This is a genomic window from Pseudomonas sp. LBUM1657, assembly GCF_059716075.1.
The window spans coordinates 4408374-4427775 of the sequence record NZ_CP166799.1 but is presented as its reverse complement, the minus strand read 5'-3'; the positions used below and the strand labels follow the sequence as shown (position 1 = coordinate 4427775).

Sequence of the window (19402 nt, the reverse complement as noted above, 5' to 3'; positions counted from 1 at the left end):
AATAATTAGAAATCCACCGTCGCCGAAACCTTCAATGTCCGCGGCGTACCCTGGGTCAGATACCCACCATTCGCCGAAGCCCAATAAGCCTTGTTGGCAACGTTCTCCAGGTTGGCACGCAAGGTGATTTCCCTATCATCCAGCCTGAAGGCATACCGCGACCCCACATCAAAGCGATTCCACGCCGGGATGCTTTGGGTGTTGGCGGCGTTCAGGTATTGCCCGCCGGTGCGCAACATCCGCGCACTCAGCGCCGCGCCTTCGATCCCCGGCACGTCCCAGTCGGCGCCCACATTGAGCTGAAAACGTGGCACGCCGACGGCGCGGTTACCGTCGTTGATGCCATTGGCGCTGCCTTCGATCTCGGTCTTCATCAGCGTCGCGCCACTGAGCAGGCGCAGACCATCGAGCGGCTCGCCGTAGAGGTTGAGTTCCACGCCTTTGTTTTGCTGCTGGCCGTCGACCCGGAAGATGCCGTTCTGGGTGTAGCTCGACGGTTGTTCGATGCGGTACACGCCCAGGCTGGCGCCGTAGCTGTCCATGTCCAGACGCACGCCGGCTTCGATTTGCTTGCTGCGCACCGGGGCGAAGGTTTCGTCACGGTTGATCGCACTGGTTGGCGGTGTCGGCCCTTTGGCCAGGCCTTCGATGCGATTGGCGTAGAACGACACGTGCTCCCAGGGTTTGATCACCAGACCATAAACCGGGGTGGTGATCGACTCTTCATAGCTGGACGTGCGAGCGCCAGTTGTGGTGTTCCAGCCATCGACGTTCAGCGTCTGGCGTCGTACGCCAAGGGTCAGTAATACGCGGTCGTCGATGAAACCGAGCGTGTCGGAGACGGCGGCGCTGCGCAGGGTGTTCTTGCCGACGATGCGTGGGTCATGAATGTCGCTGCCGAACGACGTCGCCGGTGGTCGTGGTTTATCGGTGACATTGTAGATATTGGTGCTGTAGCGCCCGGCGGTGGCGATGGTTTCGAAGGCCGAGCGCTGTTGGCCCCAGATACCCGCTACGCCGAGGTTCAGTTGATGGCTGATCGGACCGGTGTTCAGATGGCCATTGAGGCCGGCCATCAGGCTTTTGTTGTCCTCGTCATGAGGCGGGTAAAGCATGCCGCCACGGGCGTTGCCATTGAGGTCGGTGAGGGTCAGGGACGAGTACACGCCGTTTTCCCGGGTGTGCTTGGCCCCGCCAGCGACGTAGGCGGTCCAGCTATCGCTCAAGTCATATTCGACGCGAGCCATGCCGAAAGTGTCTTCGAGCTGCGAATAGCTCCAGCTCTGCGCGTAGCCGGCGTTGGCATCAGGCACCTTGGGCACTTTTTGCAGAGTGGAGTCGACGTAGACCACTGAGCGACCCTGATTGATCACCTGTTTCTGGTAGCCCAGGTCGGTCGACACGCGCAGACGATCTCCGCGATAGTCCAGGCCCACGCTGATCAGCGAAGAACGCTGATCTTCATCATCGACGGCGGTATCGCCTTCCCGTTGCAACAGGTTGACCCGGGCACCGAAGCGGTTGTCTTCGCCAAAGCGCTGGCCCAGATCCAGATGCCCACCCACGCGGCCATCGGCGCTGTAATCCAGGGTCACGCTGCGGGTCGGCACATCGCCGGCACGCTTGGGCTGCAGGTTGACGCCGCCGCCGATGCCACTGCCACTGGGCGTCACGCCGTTGACGAAAGCGTTCGGCCCCTTGAACAACTCAACTCGCTCCAGCGCTTCGGTGGCGATGATCTGCCGGGGCAGGACGCCGTACAGGCCGTTATAGGAAATATCATCGGAGGACAGCGGCAAGCCGCGAATCATGAACACCTGGGAGAAGTTGCCGAACCCTGCGGACTGGCGCACCGAGGCGTCGTTGAGCAACACATCGCCCACGCTCTGGGCTTGTTGGTCGGCGATGGTTTTCGCGGTGTAACTGGTGACGCTGAAGGGCAGGTCTTTCAACGCCTGGTTGCCGAGCATGCCGACCTGCGCAACCTTGGCAACCTGACCGCCACCGTAGGTGTCGGCGTTGTCGTCGCGCAGCGCGCTGACGTTGGTGGCGCCCAGTTCCAGCGCGCCGTCGGCAGCCAGCCGCGGTACCACCGTGTAACCGTTGCCACCGGTGCTGATCAGTTCAAAGCCACTGCCCGCGAGCAATTGCGCGAAGCCCGATTGCACACTGTAGGTGCCTTGCAATCCCGGGCTCTGGCGATCGCCCAACTGTGCCGGATCGAACGACAGCGGCACCCCGGCACTCACGGCGAATTGCGCCAGCGTATGGCTGAGCAAACCCGGGCCGATGTTGACGTGAGGACTGGCGCTTTCGTTAACGGTGTCGGCGGCCTGGCTGATGAGAGGCAGCGCTGCCGTTAAGGCCAGGGCAACGCTCAGACTCAAGGCCTTGAGCGGGAAATCGGCGGGACGGTGCAGTGGCGTTGAAGTCATTCGGCGTTCCTGTCGAGCGCGTGGAATTGAAGAGGTATATCCACACACCGAACGAAGCGCAGAAAGGTATCAGGGGGACGTGAAAAAAAAAGCGGCGTCGTCAGACCCTCGGCTCTACCGACAACCAATACCGGGTCAGGCTGCTGATTTTCAGCGGCAGCGTATCGCTGAGCAGACGCAGACTGGCATCGGTATCGCGCAGGGAAAACGCCCCCGACACCCGCAACGCCGCGACATCGGCATGACAGCGCAACACGCCGGGCCGGTAACGGCTCAATTCGCCGAGCAATTCATCCAGGCGCATATTGTTCGCCAGCAACATGCCCTTGTCCCAGGACAGGGCGCTGCTGTCGAAGCTTTCCAATGGCTCGAACCGGTTGAGCTTGAAGCTCTGGCGTTCACCGGCCTTGAGGGTCGTGCTCTGTTGAAGCAACTGCGGTGTAACTTCCACCCTCCCTTCGAGCACGGACACCTGGCTGCGCGAACCATTGATCCGCACGCAAAACCGCGTGCCCAATGCACGGGCGATCCCTTGCGGGGTTTCGACGATAAATGGCCGGGCTCCAGGGTCCTTCGCGGTGCTGATCAACACTTCGCCATCGAGCAGCACGACTCGGCGCTCATGCACGTTGAAGGCGATGTCCACCGCGCTTTCCGTGTTGAGCAGCACCTGACTGCCGTCGGGCAGTTGCAGGTTTTTCTGTTCGCCGACCGCCGTTCGTTGATCGGCGGCCCATTGTTGCCACGGCACATGCTGCGAGGCGATGCCCAAAGGGCCGGCCATCAGCAGCAAACCCAGGCGGGTGAGGGTCTGGCGGCGACTGAGGCCATCCTTGCGCGCGGCTCGCTGCAAAGTCTGGATGGCAAGGTTGGCCGGCACGCTGCGGAATTCTCCGAGCAGCGCTTCGGCCCGTTGCCAGGCCTGGGCATGCTCGGCACTGCGATTGCGCCATTGGGCAATGGCCTGGTGGTCGGATGGCGTCGCCGTACCGGAGTGCAACTGCACCAACCAGTCGGCGGCCTCGCCGAGAATCTGCGGATTGATCACCGACGAATTCATCAAGCGACACTCAGACAGGCAATGAACGCCGCGCGCATGTGCCGTTTGACGGTGATCAGCGACACGCTCAGGCGCGTGGCGATCTGGCCGTAAGTCAGCCCCTCGATCTGTGACAGCAGAAAAGTGTCCCGGGTGATGGACGGCAATTCGCGCAGCAGCGCTTCAATGCGCATCAGGGTTTCAAGAATCAGCAGGCGGGTTTCCGGCGACGGCACTTCGGCGACTGGCAACTGAGCAATGGTCTCCAGATAGGCGCGCTCGATGTCCTGGCGACGCCAGCGGTCGATCACCAGGCCTTTGGCGATGTGCGTCAGCAGCGCGCGGGGTTCGCTGCCGAAGGGTTTGACGACTTGCCGGGTCAACAGGCGCAGGAACGTATCGTGGGCCAGGTCGGCCGCATCGCAGCGGTTACCGAGTTTTCGATGCAGCCATCCCTGCAGCCAACCGTGGTGTTCGCTATAGAGGGTATGGATTTGCTGATTCAAAGGCTGATCGACGGACGACATGGGGGACAGATACTCGTTTCGGGCATCCTGGCCTGAGTGCAATTAAGAATTGATCGCATTCTAGTGGCACCGATCGCGCGCTGGCAATTCTCAATGCGCACTTTCTTTTATGCGGCGCCCCAATGGCCTCCTCGACTTCTGAAATATTGGCTATTTGTGAGCGGGGCAGGCGGGATTAACGTAGTAGCCACCCCGTTTGTGACTGGAGCCCACCATGCAACCTCGTCTCGATTTCTACACTGCCTCCCCCGACGCACTCAAAGCGATGATCGCCCTGGATACCGCTGTCTCCAAGCTGCCGCTGGAAAAGACGCTGATTGAACTGGTCAAGCTGCGCGCGTCGCAGATCAACGGCTGCGCCTTCTGCATCGACATGCACACCGCCGATGCCCTGAAGGGAGGGGAAACCACACGTCGTCTGTTCGCTGTGACCGCTTGGCGCGAAGCCCCTTTCTTCAGCGACCGTGAGCGGGCCGCGCTGGCCTGGACCGAATCCCTGACGCAGTTGAGCCAGACCCACGCCCCGGACGAAGACTACGAAATGGCCGCGGCCCAGTTCACGCCCAAGGAACTGGTCGATCTGACCGTGGCGATTGCCACCATCAACAGCTGGAATCGCCTGGCCGTAGGCTTCCGCAAAATGCCTAAGGCCTGATTTTTTGGAGCCACTCCAGGCTCAATGAGCATCAGCCCTCGGCGCGGTCGGTGGTTGCACCTTGCGCATCAAGGGCACCATCGCCGTGGCGATGATGAAGCAGACCATGATCATCAGAAACGCGTCGCCGTAGGTTTGCGTCTGGGCTTCGCGGTAGGTCAGCAGCCATAGCTGACGCAGGCTGGCGGTGACGCCAACGTCACCACTCTGACCGAGGGCGGCGAAATTGTTGCCGACCTGGGACAGCCACTGATTCAGCGCTTCGTTGGTACTGTTGAGGTTCTCTGCCAACCGGGTGAAGTGCAGGTTGGTGCGGTCGTTGAGAATGGTCGCACACGCGGCGATGCCGATGGCGCCTCCCAGGTTTCGCATCAGGTTGAACAATCCCGAGGCATGTTTGAGCCGCGCCGGCGCCAGTCCGCCGAGGGTCAGCGTCACCGCGGGCGGCACGGCCAGTTGCTGGGCAACTCCGCGCAAGGCTTGCGGCAACATCAATTCTTTAGCCCCCCAGTCATGGGTGATCGGGCTGAAATCCCACATCGACAACGCGAACAGCCCCAGGCCGGTCATCATGATCCAGCGCAGATCGATGCGATTGGCCAGAAAGGCGTAAAGCGGAATCGCCATGATCTGGAACACCCCGGTGGAGAAAACCGCCAGGCCAATATCCAGCGCACCGTAACCACGCACGCGTCCGAGAAACAGCGGTGTCAGGTAAATGGTGGCGAACAGGCCGATCCCGGTGATGAACGAAAAGAAACAACCGAGGGCAAAGTTGCGGTCTTTCAAGGCGCGCAAATCGACGATCGGGTTGGCCACGTGCAGGGTGCGGCCGATGAAGGCCAGTCCGGCCAGGCCGCTGATCCACGCGGTGGTCAAAATCGTGCTGTCGCTGAACCAGTTGAAGCGCGGGCCTTCTTCGAGGGTGTATTCCAGGCAGCCGAGAAACAGCGCCATGAACAGCATGCTCAGGTAGTCGGCGCCCTTGAGCAGCGAGAGTTCCGGCTGGTCGATTTTCACCAGCATCGGCACCGCCACCGCGACGAAAATCCCCGGCACCAGGTTGATGTAGAACAGCCAGTGCCAGGATGAAATATCGGTGATCCAGCCACCGATTACCGGCCCGAGGGTTGGTGCCAGCGAAGCCACTGCCCCGATGGTCGCAGCGGCGATCACCCGTTGTTTGCCGGTGAAGAAAAAGAACGCCGTAGTGAATACCAGCGGAATCATCGAACCGCCGAGAAACCCTTGCAGGGCGCGAAACGCGATCATGCTCTGGATGTTCCAGGCCGCGCCGCAGAGCAGGCTGGCCAGGGTGAAACCCACCGCCGAAGCGCAGAACAACCAGCGGGTCGAGAACACCCGGGACAACCAGCCCGATAGCGGAATCACGATGATTTCGGCGATCAGGTAACTGGTTTGTATCCACGCGGTTTCGTCGGTGCCCGCCGAAAGCCCGCCGCCGATGTCACGCAACGACGCCGAGACGATCTGGATGTCCAGCAGGGCGATGAACATGCCCATGCACATGGTGGCGAAGGCGAAGACCTTGGTCCCCGTCGCCATGTTCGCGGCATCGAACGGTTGCGCGGGGGCGGCGAGGGTGCGACTCATGGCGCGCTGGCCACGGCCGGGATTTGCGACTCTGTGCGGGTATCGACTTCAGCGGTGACTGACAGGCCCGGACGCAGATGGCCGAGCACGCCATCGGCCGGGTCGAGCAGGATGCGCACCGGCACCCGCTGGACGATCTTGGTGAAGTTGCCGGTGGCGTTTTCCGGTGGCAATACACTGAACTGCGAACCACTGGCCGGTGCCAGGCTGTCCAGGTGACCGTGGAAGACTTGCCCCGAGAGCACGTCGGCGTGAATGATCACCCGTTGCCCCGGCGTCATGCGCGCCAGTTGGTCTTCCTTGAAGTTGGCATCGACCCACAAGCCACTGGACGGCACCACCGACAGCAACTGCGAACCGGCCTGGGCATAAGCGCCGGCCCGCGCCCGGCGATTGCCGATCACGCCATCCATCGGCGCCCGCAACTCGGTGTAGCCAACATTCAGTTGCGCCAGATCGCGTTCGGCCTTGGCCTGTACCAAAGCGGCGCGGGCTTGCTGTTTCTGGGTGGCGATCACATTCAACTGCCGTTGCGCGGCCAGCAGTTCCGCCTGGGCCCGGGCACTCAAGGCCTGGGCAGTCTTGAAAGTAGCGTCGGCACGCTGGGCGCTTTCCACCGAAACGGCGTTGCTGCCGACCAGTCGTTTGTAGCGCGCATTGTCGTCCCGGGACCGGGCGGTTTCAGCGCCGGTGGCATCGATGCCGGCGCGGGCCTGACCGATCACGGCGTGTTGCAATTGTTCGGTGGCGTCGAGGTTGGCGAGCAGGGCTTCTTCAGCGGCTACCGCCCCTTCGGCCTTGGCCAGGTTGGCGCGGTAGTCGCGCGAATCAAGACGGATCAGCACATCGCCGGCCTTGACCTTTTGATTGTCGGTGACCAGCACTTCATCGATATAACCCGCGACTTTCGGCCCGATCACCGTGACGTCGCCGCCGATGTAGGCATCGTCGGTTTCTTCGATGAAGCGGCCGGCGGTCCACCAGTGGACGGCATACACACCCATCAATACCAGCGCAGCAATTCCCAGCGTCGACACGAGCAGACGTTTGAGCAGGGGAGGCTTGGATGCGTTCACCGGGACAGCAAGGTCGGGTTCAACGGTGGGCATGCTGGTCATGGGAATTACCTGTAGGAAACGACGCTTAATTACGCGCGTAATATGACGTAGGTAATATTTTGTCGCAATTGGTTTTTGCTGCCGGTCGTCAGGAGTCTGGTAGATCGGGCGGAGCGTTGGCCTGCTTTCTGATGAAGAAGGACGCTTGCAGCCTTGCCTTGAATTTCATGCTGGAAGCCTCAGTCATATTCGGTAAAGCTCCCCTGAAGGTGAGGTTCCATCCCCTGTGCTAGCTTGAGTAGCAACTTTGATGCGTGTAGCGAATGGCTCGCTGTCATCCTCTGCTCAAGCTTACAAACCTCGAAATCTTCACGTGCAAGGACGCTCAGTTATGCCGTTACAGCGGCCCATTTCCTCGCTACCAGCCTGCGACGATTCCGGTAACACCTTTCAGGTGAAAGTCTCCGTTGTGCCGATGACTAAAGCGCTCGCGAAGCAATGGCATGAAAAGGTTCAGCCGCTCGTCAATAACAACTACGCACATGAGGGCTCAACGAGTAAGAAAGTGCGGGCGGATGTTGGATGGCGGTGGCCAACGTATCTAAAACTCGTGGCGATTCATAACTACCTCACTCAAATGCCAGGCAATGCCTCCGAAAAAGGGAAGGCAATGTGTGTTGTCATTTCAAAGGGCGAGCAAAAGTTTCCGATAGGGATGCTTTCCATTGTTCCGAAGCTTCATTGCAATGTTGAGGGTGTTGAACGGCAGAGGGCTTTCACCTGGTATCTGTCTGACGCACCGTCGGAGGCTTATGAACAGTTCTTGAATCAGCCCGCCGTTCGAGGTGTTGCGAAGGCGTTGATTGATTGCACTATCCAGGCTGCACTGGATGAAGGTGATGACGGGGAGTTGTTGCTGCATGCAGATCCGAAGGGTGGTAAGAAACTCATCGAGTTCTATGCAGCCAGTTGCAAGATGAGGCGCCTGTCGCCGACGAATGGATGCATCACTGCGGTATGGCGCAGAGGACGACCTGAAGAGTATTTCCATTTCAACGGAGCAGACGCTCAGGCGTTTTCTGCCCTGTATGATGCTCGGCGATAGTCGGTCATGGTTACGCTTTGCGCTACTTAACGCCGAAAGGTAGAGTGGATTTTATGACAGATGCCATACCTCAACTCTCAAAGGCTGAACTTGCCCACGCCCTTCTCGAGCTGAAGGGGGTCAGTGTTGACCTTGATACTCAAAGTGGTTACGACGCATCAGCGGCGCTGATCTCTGAAATCATGGCCGATCCGATTCAACGAGATCGACTCATTTCATTGCTGGAGCAGTTTGAAGATGAGCATCCCGAGCGTTCGGCCACTGGCTGGGTAAATGATGGTTCACCCATGGACAGGGCTTCAGGGGCAGTGGTTTCAGATGATCTCTGTTTTGATTTGCCGACAGGAACCGAAGATGCTTGTCTGATGGCCGGATCTGCTGGAGCTACTGTTAAAAAATTCTTGAGTAAATATAAGGAAGACATGGTTGCCTCTGTTTCCTATGGCACGTGCGTATCTTCGGAGCTGCAATATGTGCTCAATGAGTCAACTCGTGAATGCCGTGAATGCCCCAAGTATGTTTCTTTTGACGTTGACGCCTGGAGCCAGGTATTGGTCCTGGCCAAGCAGCGATTGCAAAGGGAAGCTACTCGTCGGACCTCTTTTTTATCCAGGCTTGCTCAGGTTTTTCATGAGGTCGACCCCCCAGAGTGGGAAGTTGAAAAGTGTCCAGTTACCAAGGAATCTTTTTTGATTATTTTGAATCATGGAGATGATCGCGCATCCATCGGTTTTATCGGCAACGGTCAACGTGCTTTTGTCATGGTGTCCATCAACGACACTGCTTTGACAATGAATGAGTCCTTCGAAAATTCTCAAAAGTTTGCAGCACGTATTGCGGACTTTTTTACCGATGCTCCAAAGTCCGGTCACAAAGCTATCCAGCATATGCTTAGAGCTCTGTAATGAGATTTCCGTGCGTAAAAAGTGCCTGCATCTGAAAGGGCAAAAGTGGCCACCTTCACCCCATCCTTTCCATCCCGACTGCTAACCCCCACCAACCAAGCCTCCAGCACCGCCGGATTGGCCTTCAACCACGTCCTGGCCGCTGCCCGGGGTTTCTGGTTCTGGTTCAATATCGCGTCCATCAGCTGGTTTTCCATGACCAGCGTGAACGCCATGTTCTGCAGCAGTTTACCGACGTTGCTGCATTCCTTCAGGTAGTCCTTGCGCACGTTGGTGTAGACCGTGGCCTGGCCGAAATTCGGGCCGAAGTAATCGTCGCCGCCACTGAGGTTCATCTTGTTGGCGGGTGTTCATCGGGTGCGGTTCCCAGCCGAGGAACAACATCCATTCGTTCTTGCGGGTGGCGCGTTTGAGTTGGGAGAGCATTGCCGCTTCGCTGGATTCGACGATTTTGAAGTCCTTGAGGCCGAATGCGTCCTTGTCGATCATGCTCTGGATCAGGCGATTGCCTAATTATCATAATTCATACCCCGGCAACGCACTCGCTATTTCAGTTTTAACTTGTCCTTCAGAGTCTTCATTGTTTCAATCCTGTTTTCCAAAAAACTATTCAGTCCTTTTGCGCGAAGATTACAAGCATCGCAGTTGCTACACCCAGCTCCCTTTATTCCGTTATAACAAGTCAGAGTATGGTCGCGGATCAAGTCCAAGCTCCGATGGTGATCGGCCAAGGCCCATGTTTCCGCCTTGCTCAACCACATTAGCGGAGTTTCAAGATGTAACCTGTATTCCATTCCTAGCTCAATGGCGTTGTTCAGCGCCTTGACAAACTCATGCCGGCAATCAGGGTAGCCAGAGAAATCGGTTTCACAAACACCGGTAATCACCGTATGGGCTTGCACTTGATACGCGTAAATAGAAGCTAAAGTTAAAAACAGAATATTTCTACCCGGCACGAAAGTGCTTGGCAGGCTATCCCCGGCGCTGTTTGTGCTGGGTACTGGAATGTTATCCCGCGTTAAGCTGCTAATGGCCAACTCATTTAGCAATGAAGCGTCTAATATTTTGTGCACCGTCACGCCAAGCTTTTTTGAAAGTGTCTGCGCAACTTCAATTTCCGCACGATGGCGCTGACCATAGTCGAACGTAATACAGTGAATTTCATCGTAGAGCGGCAACGCGTGGATCAAGCAGGTTGTTGAGTCTTGCCCGCCACTGAAAACGATAACTGCCTTTTTAGTCATGCTTTTTTCTTCCTTGGGGAATCCCAACATTTAGCTGGGGGGCATTGACCCTATCGGGAAGCTCAAATTCTGGCTGTGGGACGTTTCCGAAATGACCGTCTCCGTTTTCCGGTTATGGCATTTTTGGCGGACGAGCCGCACCTCGTCTGCCTGTCTTGTTTATGAGGACAGCATCAGCGTCGATGGCTGCTGGCAGTTGCGCATGTCCATGACGATTTCCGGCGGCCTTGCGCCATGGGCCGGGGTCAGGAGATGCAGAAGCAGCACGATGACAGCCATCAGATTCATGAGATGTCCCATCGTGTGATCAGCCGTTGGTATTGCCGCAATCGGTGCCCGCTACGAGGTACCTCAGGCTTTTCAGGTCGCCGTGCGAGTCCCGATAAATCATGGTCACCGGCGATGGATTGCATTTGTCTTGCGGCGGTGTGATGGAAATCACGTGGGCAATATCCAGGTGCATGCCGTAATGGTATTGCTCGGTTGCAGTGGGAGTTGGTGCTTGCGCGAGCACCGGGCCCGAGCATGCCAGCGCAATGAACATCAGTAGCTTTTTCATGACGATCACCTTTTTTCAGGTAATAGCTTCCTGTCCGCCAGTGTCTGGCACCGGCGCGCAAAGGGGCGGATTATCAAATGGTCGACGGCTGTGCGGGGTTCACAGACCGATCAGGTCGCGGTGTACTTCCAGCGAATTGCGTTCGACCCAGTTGTGCTGCAGCAGGCCATCGGGTCGCACTTCCCACACCGCCGTGCCGAGCATTTCGAAAGGCGTGAGGCAGGAGCGTCCACCTACAAAACCTTTGTTCTTGCCGGAGAGTTTCCAGCGCGAAGCCACGCGAGTGCCTTCGGTGTTCTGAAAGGTTTCGATGGCGCCGAACTGGAAGTCTTCGATCTTCGACAGGAAGGCGCCGATCCACTCGATGAATGGCTCGCGGCCGGTGATTTCCACGCCGCCGGAGGTAATGACGAAGTCTTCGGCGACGAACCTGGCAGCGGCTTGGGGATTGCGCGCCTGCCAGACTTCGCGCCAGAAGCTTTCGACGATTTCTACTGATGTGTTAGATGACATGGCGTAGCTCCTCTCGGATAAGGACAGGCTGCCCGGTCGTTTAAAACCGGACCCCATGAGAAGGATGTTCGAGGTTTGCCATCTAGAAGTCGAACGCATAATATTTATGGCATCCAGTTGAAAGGCGAATCAATCATGCAGTCCGGCGATCTTGAAATCGATTTGCTCCGAGCCTTTATCGCCGTGGCGGAGACCGGCAGTTTCACCGCCGCTGCCGAGGTGATTGCCCGTTCGCAATCCGCGGTGAGCCAGAAAATACTGCGCCTGGAGGAGATCCTCGGCATGCGTGTGTTCGAGCGCACCAGCCGCACCCTGACATTGACGGCGGATGGCGAACGGCTGTTGGTGGGGGCGCGAAAAATGATGCTGCACTTCGATACGTTCATGCGTGAGATCAAGGCGCCTTCGGCGGTGAATACCCTACGCCTGGGCATCTCCGAAAACCTGGTGCCGACGCAGCTGCCCAGGCTGTTGTCGCGCTTCAGCAAGTTGTATCCGGACCTGGAGCTGGAGCTGACCACCGGGCTGAGCCATGACCTGCTGGCCGATCACGAAGTCGGGCGCCTGGACGTGGTGATTTCCAAGCGCAAGATGGGCACGGCCGCCCAACGGGGGCGGGTTATCTGGCGTGAGCCGTTGGTGTGGATTGCCGCGAAAGACTACGAAATTGAAGGGGCGCGACCGCTACGTCTGGTGATGATGCGGCCTCCCTGCGCTTATCGCGCGATCATGGTCGAGGCCCTGGCCTCGGTGCGACGGGAATGGTCGTCGGCGTGCCTGGCCAGCAACCTCGGCGGGGTGCAGGCGGCGGTTGCCGCGGGTCTGGGGGTAACGGCCCTTGGCACCTCATTCCTGCAGGAAGGCATGCGGATTATCGAGCCGTCGGAAAAGCTGCCGCCGCTGCCGTCCACGGAAGTCGCGGTCATCGGCGATGAGCCCCGCACCCAGCATCTGATGCAACCACTGATCGCGTTGCTGACCGAAGGCCTGATGGCGGGTACGGGGCTGACCTGACAGGCAGGTTTATCAGACCCGCTCGAAAATCGCTGCAATCCCCTGGCCACCGCCAATGCACATGGTCACCAGCGCGTAACGGCCGTTGGTGCGATGCAATTCGTGGATGGCCTTGGTAGCGATGATCGCGCCCGTCGCACCCACCGGGTGGCCGAGGGCAATGCCCGAGCCGTTCGGGTTGACCTTGGCCGGGTCCAGGCCCAACTCCTGACTGACCGCACAGGCCTGGGCGGCGAAGGCGATGTTGGCTTCGATCACGTCCAGGTCAGCGATGGTCAGGCCTGCGCGCTTGAGGGCCAGGCGTGTGGCGGGAATCGGGCCCAGCCCCATCAGTTCCGGTTCGACGCCGGCATGGGCGTAGCTCACCAACCGGGCCAGAGGGCGCAGGTTGTTGACCTGAACCGCGTTGCCGGTGGCCATGACCAGCGCGGCCGCCCCGTCGTTGAGGCCCGATGCATTGCCGGCGGTCACCGAACCGTCCTTCTTGAAGGCCGGCTTCATCTGCGCCAGTTGCTCCAGGGAGGTGGCACGCGGATGCTCATCGACGCTGAACAGTTTGGTCTCTTTACGATCACGGATTTCGACTGCGGCGATTTGTTCGGTGAAGTATCCGTTGGCGATCGCATGAGCCGCCCGCTTCTGATCTTCCAGGGCAAGGGCGTCTTGCATCTGGCGACTGATGCCATTGCGCTCGGCGACGTTCTCGGCCGTGATGCCCATGTGCATGGCCTGGAAGGGGTCATGCAGGATGCCCAGCATGTAATCGATGGCCTGGACGTTACCCATGCGCGCGCCCCAACGAGCGGAAGGCAGCAGATACGGGCCGCGGCTCATGGATTCGGCGCCGGCACCGATCGCGATCTCGGCATCACCCAGCAACAGGGTCTGCGCCGCGCTGATGATGGCTTGCAGACCGGAACCGCAGAGGCGGTTGACGTTGTAGGCAGGGGTTTCTTTCGGGATGCCGGCGTTGATCGCGGCGACCCGGGAGATGTACGCATCGCGGGCTTCGGTCGGGATGACGTTGCCCATCACTAGATGGCCGATTTGCGCCGGGTCCACGGCGGCTCGTTCCAGGGCAGCCTTGACGGCCGTGGTCGCCAGGTCGGCCAGTGGCACATCCTTGAGCGAACCACCGAAGGTCCCGATGGCGGTGCGCGCGGCGCTGATAACAAAGACTTCTGGGGTGTTCATGATGGATTTCCTCGCCTCGGGCTCTTTTTGGGAGCCACTCTAAACGCCGGTTAACGCGGGATCTATGACAAAAGGCGTCAACGAAACTGCTGTTTTTTGCAATGTAGAACAACCGCGAGACTATTGAACGGGGTGGCCTTCGTCGGCGACCAGCGGAACCCATTGCTTCCGGTTAATAGGAAGCATTACTATTCACGCCCCGTCTCCACAGCACACTGCAATGACCCCCAAGTTGCCCCGCAGACACGGCTTTTTCGAGCATTACGAAGAGTTGGTTGGCACCTGGACCCGTCGCCTGAGAAATCGTCAGCAGGCTGAGGATCTGGCCCACGACACCTTCGTGCGGGTGCTTGAGTCCGATTCGGCGGCCGTGCAACAACCCCGGGCCTATTTGCACCAGACCGCGCGCAACATCGCGGTGGATGGTTATCGGCGTGAAGATCGGCGGGGCGCCATGGAGTCAGAGGCGATTGATCACAGTGTGTCGTCGTCCGGCGACCCGGAGCATTTCATGCATGCGATCCAGTTGGCTGATTCCATCGAACGGGCGCTTACCGAGTTGCCGGTCAACTGCCGCAAGGTGTTTGTCTGGCAGAAGATCGAAGGCCTGACCCAGGCCGAAATCGCCGAACGGCTGGGACTGTCCAAGAACATGGTGGAAAAGTATATGATCCGCACCCTGCGGCATCTACGCGACCGCCTCGACGGACTGCACCCATGATCGGCGGCGTCTTCTTATCCCCAGCCAAACAGGAACTTCCATGATGGATACTCGTGATTGTGCGTGCGGGCAAACGACGGTTCGCGACGAGGCGGCGCGGTGGTTTGTGCGTTTGCAGGAACCTGCCGTGGACGTCGAAGAACATCAACGTTTCGACGCTTGGCTGAACGAACACCCTCAGCATCGCGACGAATTTCAATTGCTCCAGGGATTGTGGACGGCGGCCGATCTGGTCCCCGCCGCACGCCTGCAAGCCTTGTGCGAAACCCCGCCGGAGCGCAGCAAACGTCGCCCGATGATGCGTTATGCCGTGGCCGCCAGTGTGCTGGCGGTGGCGCTAGGGGTGGGGCTGTTCAGCGGTTTGAATCATCAGGCGACGTACACGGCTGAGTATTCCACTGCGCTGGGCGAGCGCCGCCAAGTGGCCTTGCCGGATGGCTCGATGATCGACCTGAACAGCCGCAGCCGGGTGCAGGTGCGATTTGAAAAGGACCGGCGCGGCATCGAGTTGACGCAAGGCGAGGCGATGTTCAGCGTCGAGCACGACACCAAGCGGCCGTTTGTGGTCGAGGCGGGAAGCGGCAAGGTTACGGTCACCGGCACCCGCTTCGACGTGCGCCGCGACGCCAGCAAAACCCGAGTCGTGGTGGAGCAGGGCAGCGTCAAGGTCCAGGGACGTGACGCCGTCGACAGCGATTTCATCAGCCTCACCGCCGGCCTCGGTACGCAAATTGATGGCCAGGGCAAAGTCGCGGCAGCGTATGCGGTCAACGCTGGAGAGCTGACCGCCTGGCGAAGCGGCAAGTTGGTTTTCAACAATGCCAGCCTTCGCGACGTCGCCGAGGAAGTCTCGCGCTATCGGGAAAAACCGTTAACCGTCGGCAACGACAAAGTGGGCAATTTGCGCCTGACCAGCGTGTTCAAATCCGACAACACCGACGCGCTGCTCAAAGCCTTGCCGAGCATTTTGCCGGTGGCCGTGCGCACCCTCGATGACGGCAGTCAGGAAATAATTGCGCGATAGATTCAGGTTTTTTTCGAGTTCTTCGTCTTCTTGTCCAACTGCAACTGGTTTGCATTAACAAACGCACACTCTTGCGATCCACAGGACAACGTTCGACGTGAAAACAACCCGCGCTAAAAACAACAAAACATCCTGGCTGCCGCTCGCGCTCGCCTTGGCGATCAGCTCCGCGCTACCTCAAGCGTTCGCCGCCGATGCCATCCATATTCCGGCGCAACCGTTGGGTCAGGCCTTGAGTCAGCTGGGTCAACAAACCTCGCTGCAGGTTTTTTTCAGTCCTGAACTGGTGGCCGGTAAACAGGCGCCCGCCGTGGATGGCAACCTGTCTCCGGAACAGGCCCTGCGCCAGTTGCTGCAAGGCAGTGGTCTGGAATATCAGATCGATGAAGGTTCGGTCACCCTGGCACCGGCGCCGACGTCCGCCGCTAACGGCCCGCTGGAGCTGGGCGTGACCGACATCAAGGTGGTCGGCGACTGGCTCGGCGACGCCGATGCCGCCGTGGTGCAGAACCACCCCGGCGCACGGACGGTGATCCGCCGTGAAGCGATGGTTGAGCAGGGTGCGATGAACGTCGGCGACGTGTTGAAGCGCGTACCCGGTGTGCAAGTGCAGGAAGCCAACGGCACCGGCGGCAGCGATATTTCCCTGAACGTCGGCGTTCGTGGCCTGACTTCGCGTCTGTCGCCACGCTCCACCGTGCTGATCGACGGCGTGCCGGCAGCCTTCGCCCCTTACGGCCAGCCGCAATTGTCCATGGCACCGATTTCCTCCGGCAACCTCGACAGCATCGACGTGGTGCGTGGCGCCGGTTCCGTGCGTTACGGTCCGCAGAATGTGGGCGGCGTGATCAACTTCGTGACCCGCGCCATCCCGGAAAAAGCCTCCGCTGAAATCGGCACCACGCTGGAAACCTCCCAGCATGGCGGCTGGAAACACATCGATACGGCGTTTGTCGGCGGCACGGCGGACAACGGCATTGGCATGGCGCTGTTGTACTCGGGCGTGAACGGCAACGGTTACCGTGAACGCAACAACGGCAACGACATCGACGACGTGCTGCTCAAGACCCATTGGGCGCCCACTGATGTGGACGATTTCAGCCTCAACTTTCACTACTACGACGCCAAGGCCGACATGCCCGGCGGTCTGACCCAGGCGCAATACGACGCCGATCCGTTTCAGTCCGATCGCAACAATGACAACTTCAGCGGACGCCGCAAGGACGTCTCGTTCAAGTGGATCCGGCAGATCGACGACCGCACCCAGGCCGAAGTGCTGACGTATTACACCGACAGCTTCCGTGGCAGCAACATCGCCGCTCGTGACCAGAGGACAATCGGCTCGTTCCCGCGCACCTATTACACCTTCGGCATCGAACCGCGGGTGTCCCGTGTGTTCGACGTCGGCCCGACCACCCAGGAAGTCAGTGTCGGTTATCGCTACCTCAAGGAAGCCATGCACGAACAGGCGAGCCGCCTGGCGCTGGTCAACAACGAGCCGGTGGTGCGTCCGGGCTCGGACGGCCATGTGTACCAGGATCGTACCGGTGGCACTGAAGCCAACTCGGTGTATGTCGACAACAAGATTGATGTCGGAAACTGGACCATCACCCCGGGCATCCGTTTCGAACACATCAGCACCGACTGGCACGACCGCCCTGTGCTCGACACCGCGGGCAGGCCGGTACCGGAAAAGAACCGCAGCATCGAAAGCAACGAACCGCTGCCGGCCTTGAGCGTGATGTATCACGTGTCTGACGCCTGGAAGCTGTTTGCCAACTACGAGACCTCGTTCGGCAGCCTGCAATATTTCCAGCTCGGTCAGGGTGGTACGGGAGACGAGACTGCCAATGGCCTGGAACCGGAAAAGGCCAAGACCTATGAGGTCGGTACGCGCTACAACGATGATGTGTGGGGCGGTGAAGTGACGCTGTTCTACATCGACTTCGATAAAGAGTTGCAGTACATCAGCAACGATGCGGGCTGGACCAACCTCGGCGCGACCACGCACCAGGGTATCGAGGCATCGGTGCACTACGACATGGCGGCACTGGACCCTCGGCTCGACGGTCTGACCGCCAATGCCGGGTTCACCTACACCCGTGCTGTTTATGAAGGTGAGATTCCTGGCTTCAAGGGCCGTGACCTGCCGTTCTATTCGCGCCAGGTGGCGACTGCCGGCCTGCGTTACGACATCAACCGCTGGACCTACAACCTCGATGCCTTCGCCCAGTCCAAACAGCGCTCGCCGGGCGTTGCCGTGAACGCCGATGGCAGCTTCACCGGCAACTACATCACCGAAGGCACCGCGGACGGCCAATACGGCGACATCCCGGGTTACGTGACCTGGAACGTACGCGGCGGTTATGACTTCGGGCCGACGCTGTCGAACCTGAAAGTCGGCGCCGGGGTGAAGAACATCTTCGACAAGCAGTACTTCACCCGCTCCAGCGACAACAACTCGGGTATGTACGTCGGCGCACCGCGCACATTCTTTGTGCAGGCCAGCGTCGGGTTCTGACAGACCGAGGTGGATTCATCGCGGGCAAGCCCGCTCCCACAAGGCTCTTCGGTGGATACACTTTCTGTATTCGACGCCGATCAAATGTGGGAGCGGGCTTGCTCGCGAAGCTTTTCAGACTTTCAACACCTTCCCGCCAATGGCCACCGCCACCAGCAACACCGCCATCAAGCCGAACGCAAAGCTCAAGCTGCTGCCGTGGGCGATAAACCCGATCAGTGCAGGCCCCGCGAGAATCCCCGCATAACCCAACGTGGTAATCGCCGGCACCGCGATGCTTTCGGGCATGACCGTCTGTTTACCCACCGCGGTGTACAGCACCGGCACAATGTTCGAACATCCCGCCCCCACCAGCGCATACCCCACCAGCGCCGCTTCCCAGCTCGGGGCGAAGGTCGCCAGAAACAGGCCTGCCGCGGCCGTCAGCCCACCGAACACAATCACTCGCGTAGCGCCCAGGCGTCGGACAATCGCGTCCCCGGTCAAACGCCCCACGGTCATGGTCAGGGCAAACGCCGCATAACCCAGCCCTGCATACGCCGTGTCGATCCCTCGCTCCTGCGCAAGGAACACCGCGCTCCAGTCGAGCGCCGCGCCTTCGGCGAGGAACACGATGAAGCACATCCCGCCGATAAACAGCACGATGCCGTGGGGAACGGCAAACGCCGGGCCCGAACTTTCGCTGCCATAGGGCAACAGGTGTGGTGCAGCCTTGAACAGCGCGATCAGCAGAAACACGTTCACCACCAGCATCGCGCCCAACGGTGAAACCCCGAAACCGAGCAGGGCACTGACCCCCGCCGCGCCGACGATCCCGCCCAGGCTGAACAGCCCGTGGAAACCCGACATCATGGTCTTGCCACTGGCCCGCTCGACGATCACCGCTTGCAGGTTTACCGTCGAATCCACCGTGCCGAGGCCAGCACCGAAGATGAACAACGCCGCAATCAACGCCGGAATCGACGACACCGTCGCCAGCAAAGGCAGGGCCAGGCAGATCAGCAAGGTGCCGCCGATCGCGACTTTGCGACAGCCGAAGCGCGTGGCCAGGATCCCGGCCATCGGCATCGCCAGAATCGAACCCACCCCCAGACACAACAGTAGCAAACCGAGGGTCCCTTCATCCAGCCCGGCCCGGGCCTTGGCGTAAGGCACCAGCGGCGCCCACGCGGCAATCCCGAAACCGGCAATAAAAAAGGCGATGCGCGTGGACATCTGCTCCAGGCGACCGGGAACGAACGAGGTTTGGGTGTTGAGGTTGGTCATATCAATCC

18 protein-coding genes and 1 pseudogene are annotated in these 19402 nt (G+C 59.6%); 7 read left to right on the top strand and 12 right to left on the bottom strand.

Going from position 1 to position 19402, the window contains the following annotated elements; translation table 11 throughout:
• Nucleotides 1-5 precede the first annotated feature (5 nt).
• The 3 genes from ACA055_RS20515 to ACA055_RS20505 all read right to left on the bottom strand — a co-directional run bounded on the left by ACA055_RS20515 (nucleotide 6) and on the right by ACA055_RS20505 (nucleotide 4001).
• Nucleotides 6-2435: a TonB-dependent siderophore receptor gene (locus ACA055_RS20515; RefSeq protein WP_497680303.1), complete on the bottom strand. Its 2430-nt coding sequence runs from the start codon at nucleotides 2433-2435 to the stop codon at nucleotides 6-8.
• A 100-nt stretch (nucleotides 2436-2535) separates the two neighbouring features.
• Nucleotides 2536-3495: a FecR domain-containing protein gene (locus ACA055_RS20510; protein WP_497680302.1), complete on the bottom strand. Its 960-nt coding sequence runs from the start codon at nucleotides 3493-3495 to the stop codon at nucleotides 2536-2538.
• Nucleotides 3495-4001, bottom strand: coding sequence for a sigma-70 family RNA polymerase sigma factor (locus tag ACA055_RS20505; RefSeq protein ID WP_497680301.1), 507 nt, complete (start codon nucleotides 3999-4001; stop codon nucleotides 3495-3497). Before ACA055_RS20505 ends, ACA055_RS20510 begins: the two co-directional genes overlap by 1 nt.
• 214 nt (nucleotides 4002-4215) lie before the next feature.
• Here ACA055_RS20505 and ACA055_RS20500 point away from each other — a divergent pair, with 214 nt between their 5' ends.
• A complete protein-coding gene (locus tag ACA055_RS20500; protein WP_497680300.1) occupies nucleotides 4216-4656 on the top strand; it encodes a carboxymuconolactone decarboxylase family protein in 441 nt (146 codons plus the stop codon).
• A 21-nt stretch (nucleotides 4657-4677) separates the two neighbouring features.
• Here ACA055_RS20500 and ACA055_RS20495 read toward each other — a convergent pair whose 3' ends face one another.
• Both ACA055_RS20495 and ACA055_RS20490 read right to left on the bottom strand, forming a co-directional pair.
• Nucleotides 4678-6270: a DHA2 family efflux MFS transporter permease subunit gene (locus ACA055_RS20495; RefSeq protein ID WP_497680299.1), complete on the bottom strand. Its 1593-nt coding sequence runs from the start codon at nucleotides 6268-6270 to the stop codon at nucleotides 4678-4680.
• A complete protein-coding gene (locus tag ACA055_RS20490) occupies nucleotides 6267-7388 on the bottom strand; it encodes an HlyD family secretion protein (RefSeq protein ID WP_497680298.1) in 1122 nt (373 codons plus the stop codon). Before ACA055_RS20490 ends, ACA055_RS20495 begins: the two co-directional genes overlap by 4 nt.
• A 331-nt stretch (nucleotides 7389-7719) precedes the next feature.
• Here ACA055_RS20490 and ACA055_RS20485 point away from each other — a divergent pair, with 331 nt between their 5' ends.
• Together ACA055_RS20485 and ACA055_RS20480 are read left to right on the top strand one after the other, a co-directional pair.
• The gene (locus ACA055_RS20485) at nucleotides 7720-8433 is read left to right on the top strand and encodes a hypothetical protein (RefSeq protein ID WP_497680297.1); all 714 of its coding nucleotides are present in this window, start codon (nucleotides 7720-7722) and stop codon (nucleotides 8431-8433) included.
• Between the two features lie 53 nt (nucleotides 8434-8486).
• Complete coding sequence (locus tag ACA055_RS20480) at nucleotides 8487-9338, top strand: hypothetical protein (RefSeq protein WP_497680296.1); 852 nt, start codon at nucleotides 8487-8489, stop codon at nucleotides 9336-9338.
• A gap of 32 nt (nucleotides 9339-9370) precedes the next feature.
• Here ACA055_RS20480 and ACA055_RS20475 read toward each other — a convergent pair.
• From ACA055_RS20475 to ACA055_RS20455, 5 genes and pseudogenes are all read right to left on the bottom strand, one after another.
• Nucleotides 9371-9848: pseudogene (locus tag ACA055_RS20475) on the bottom strand (glycine betaine ABC transporter substrate-binding protein); the annotation flags it as partial.
• 35 nt (nucleotides 9849-9883) lie between these two features.
• On the bottom strand, nucleotides 9884-10582 hold the full coding sequence (queC, locus tag ACA055_RS20470; protein ID WP_497680295.1) for a 7-cyano-7-deazaguanine synthase QueC: 699 nt from the start codon (nucleotides 10580-10582) through the stop codon (nucleotides 9884-9886).
• A 159-nt stretch (nucleotides 10583-10741) separates the two neighbouring features.
• Nucleotides 10742-10870 (bottom strand): hypothetical protein, encoded by a 129-nt coding sequence (locus tag ACA055_RS20465; protein WP_497680294.1) that lies wholly within the window; start codon nucleotides 10868-10870, stop codon nucleotides 10742-10744.
• Between the two features lie 19 nt (nucleotides 10871-10889).
• On the bottom strand, nucleotides 10890-11141 hold the full coding sequence (locus ACA055_RS20460) for a DUF2790 domain-containing protein (protein WP_497680293.1): 252 nt from the start codon (nucleotides 11139-11141) through the stop codon (nucleotides 10890-10892).
• A gap of 99 nt (nucleotides 11142-11240) precedes the next feature.
• Nucleotides 11241-11654: an ester cyclase gene (locus ACA055_RS20455; RefSeq protein WP_497680292.1), complete on the bottom strand. Its 414-nt coding sequence runs from the start codon at nucleotides 11652-11654 to the stop codon at nucleotides 11241-11243.
• A gap of 135 nt (nucleotides 11655-11789) precedes the next feature.
• Here ACA055_RS20455 and ACA055_RS20450 point away from each other — a divergent pair, with 135 nt between their 5' ends.
• Nucleotides 11790-12668 (top strand): LysR substrate-binding domain-containing protein, encoded by an 879-nt coding sequence (locus tag ACA055_RS20450; protein ID WP_497680291.1) that lies wholly within the window; start codon nucleotides 11790-11792, stop codon nucleotides 12666-12668.
• 12 nt (nucleotides 12669-12680) lie between these two features.
• Here the strand turns inward: ACA055_RS20450 and ACA055_RS20445 are convergent, their stop codons facing one another.
• Nucleotides 12681-13862: an acetyl-CoA C-acyltransferase family protein gene (locus tag ACA055_RS20445; RefSeq protein WP_497680290.1), complete on the bottom strand. Its 1182-nt coding sequence runs from the start codon at nucleotides 13860-13862 to the stop codon at nucleotides 12681-12683.
• A gap of 220 nt (nucleotides 13863-14082) precedes the next feature.
• Here ACA055_RS20445 and ACA055_RS20440 point away from each other — a divergent pair, with 220 nt between their 5' ends.
• The 3 genes from ACA055_RS20440 to ACA055_RS20430 all read left to right on the top strand — a co-directional run bounded on the left by ACA055_RS20440 (nucleotide 14083) and on the right by ACA055_RS20430 (nucleotide 18128).
• The gene (locus ACA055_RS20440; protein ID WP_497680289.1) at nucleotides 14083-14583 is read left to right on the top strand and encodes a sigma-70 family RNA polymerase sigma factor; all 501 of its coding nucleotides are present in this window, start codon (nucleotides 14083-14085) and stop codon (nucleotides 14581-14583) included.
• Between the two features lie 40 nt (nucleotides 14584-14623).
• On the top strand, nucleotides 14624-15607 hold the full coding sequence (locus ACA055_RS20435) for a FecR family protein (RefSeq protein WP_497680288.1): 984 nt from the start codon (nucleotides 14624-14626) through the stop codon (nucleotides 15605-15607).
• 97 nt (nucleotides 15608-15704) lie between these two features.
• A complete protein-coding gene (locus tag ACA055_RS20430; RefSeq protein WP_497680287.1) occupies nucleotides 15705-18128 on the top strand; it encodes a TonB-dependent siderophore receptor in 2424 nt (807 codons plus the stop codon).
• Between the two features lie 114 nt (nucleotides 18129-18242).
• On the opposite strand, the gene ACA055_RS20425 is transcribed toward ACA055_RS20430, so the two are convergent.
• A complete protein-coding gene (locus ACA055_RS20425; RefSeq protein WP_497680286.1) occupies nucleotides 18243-19394 on the bottom strand; it encodes an MFS transporter in 1152 nt (383 codons plus the stop codon).
• Between the last annotated feature and the right edge of the window lie 8 nt (nucleotides 19395-19402).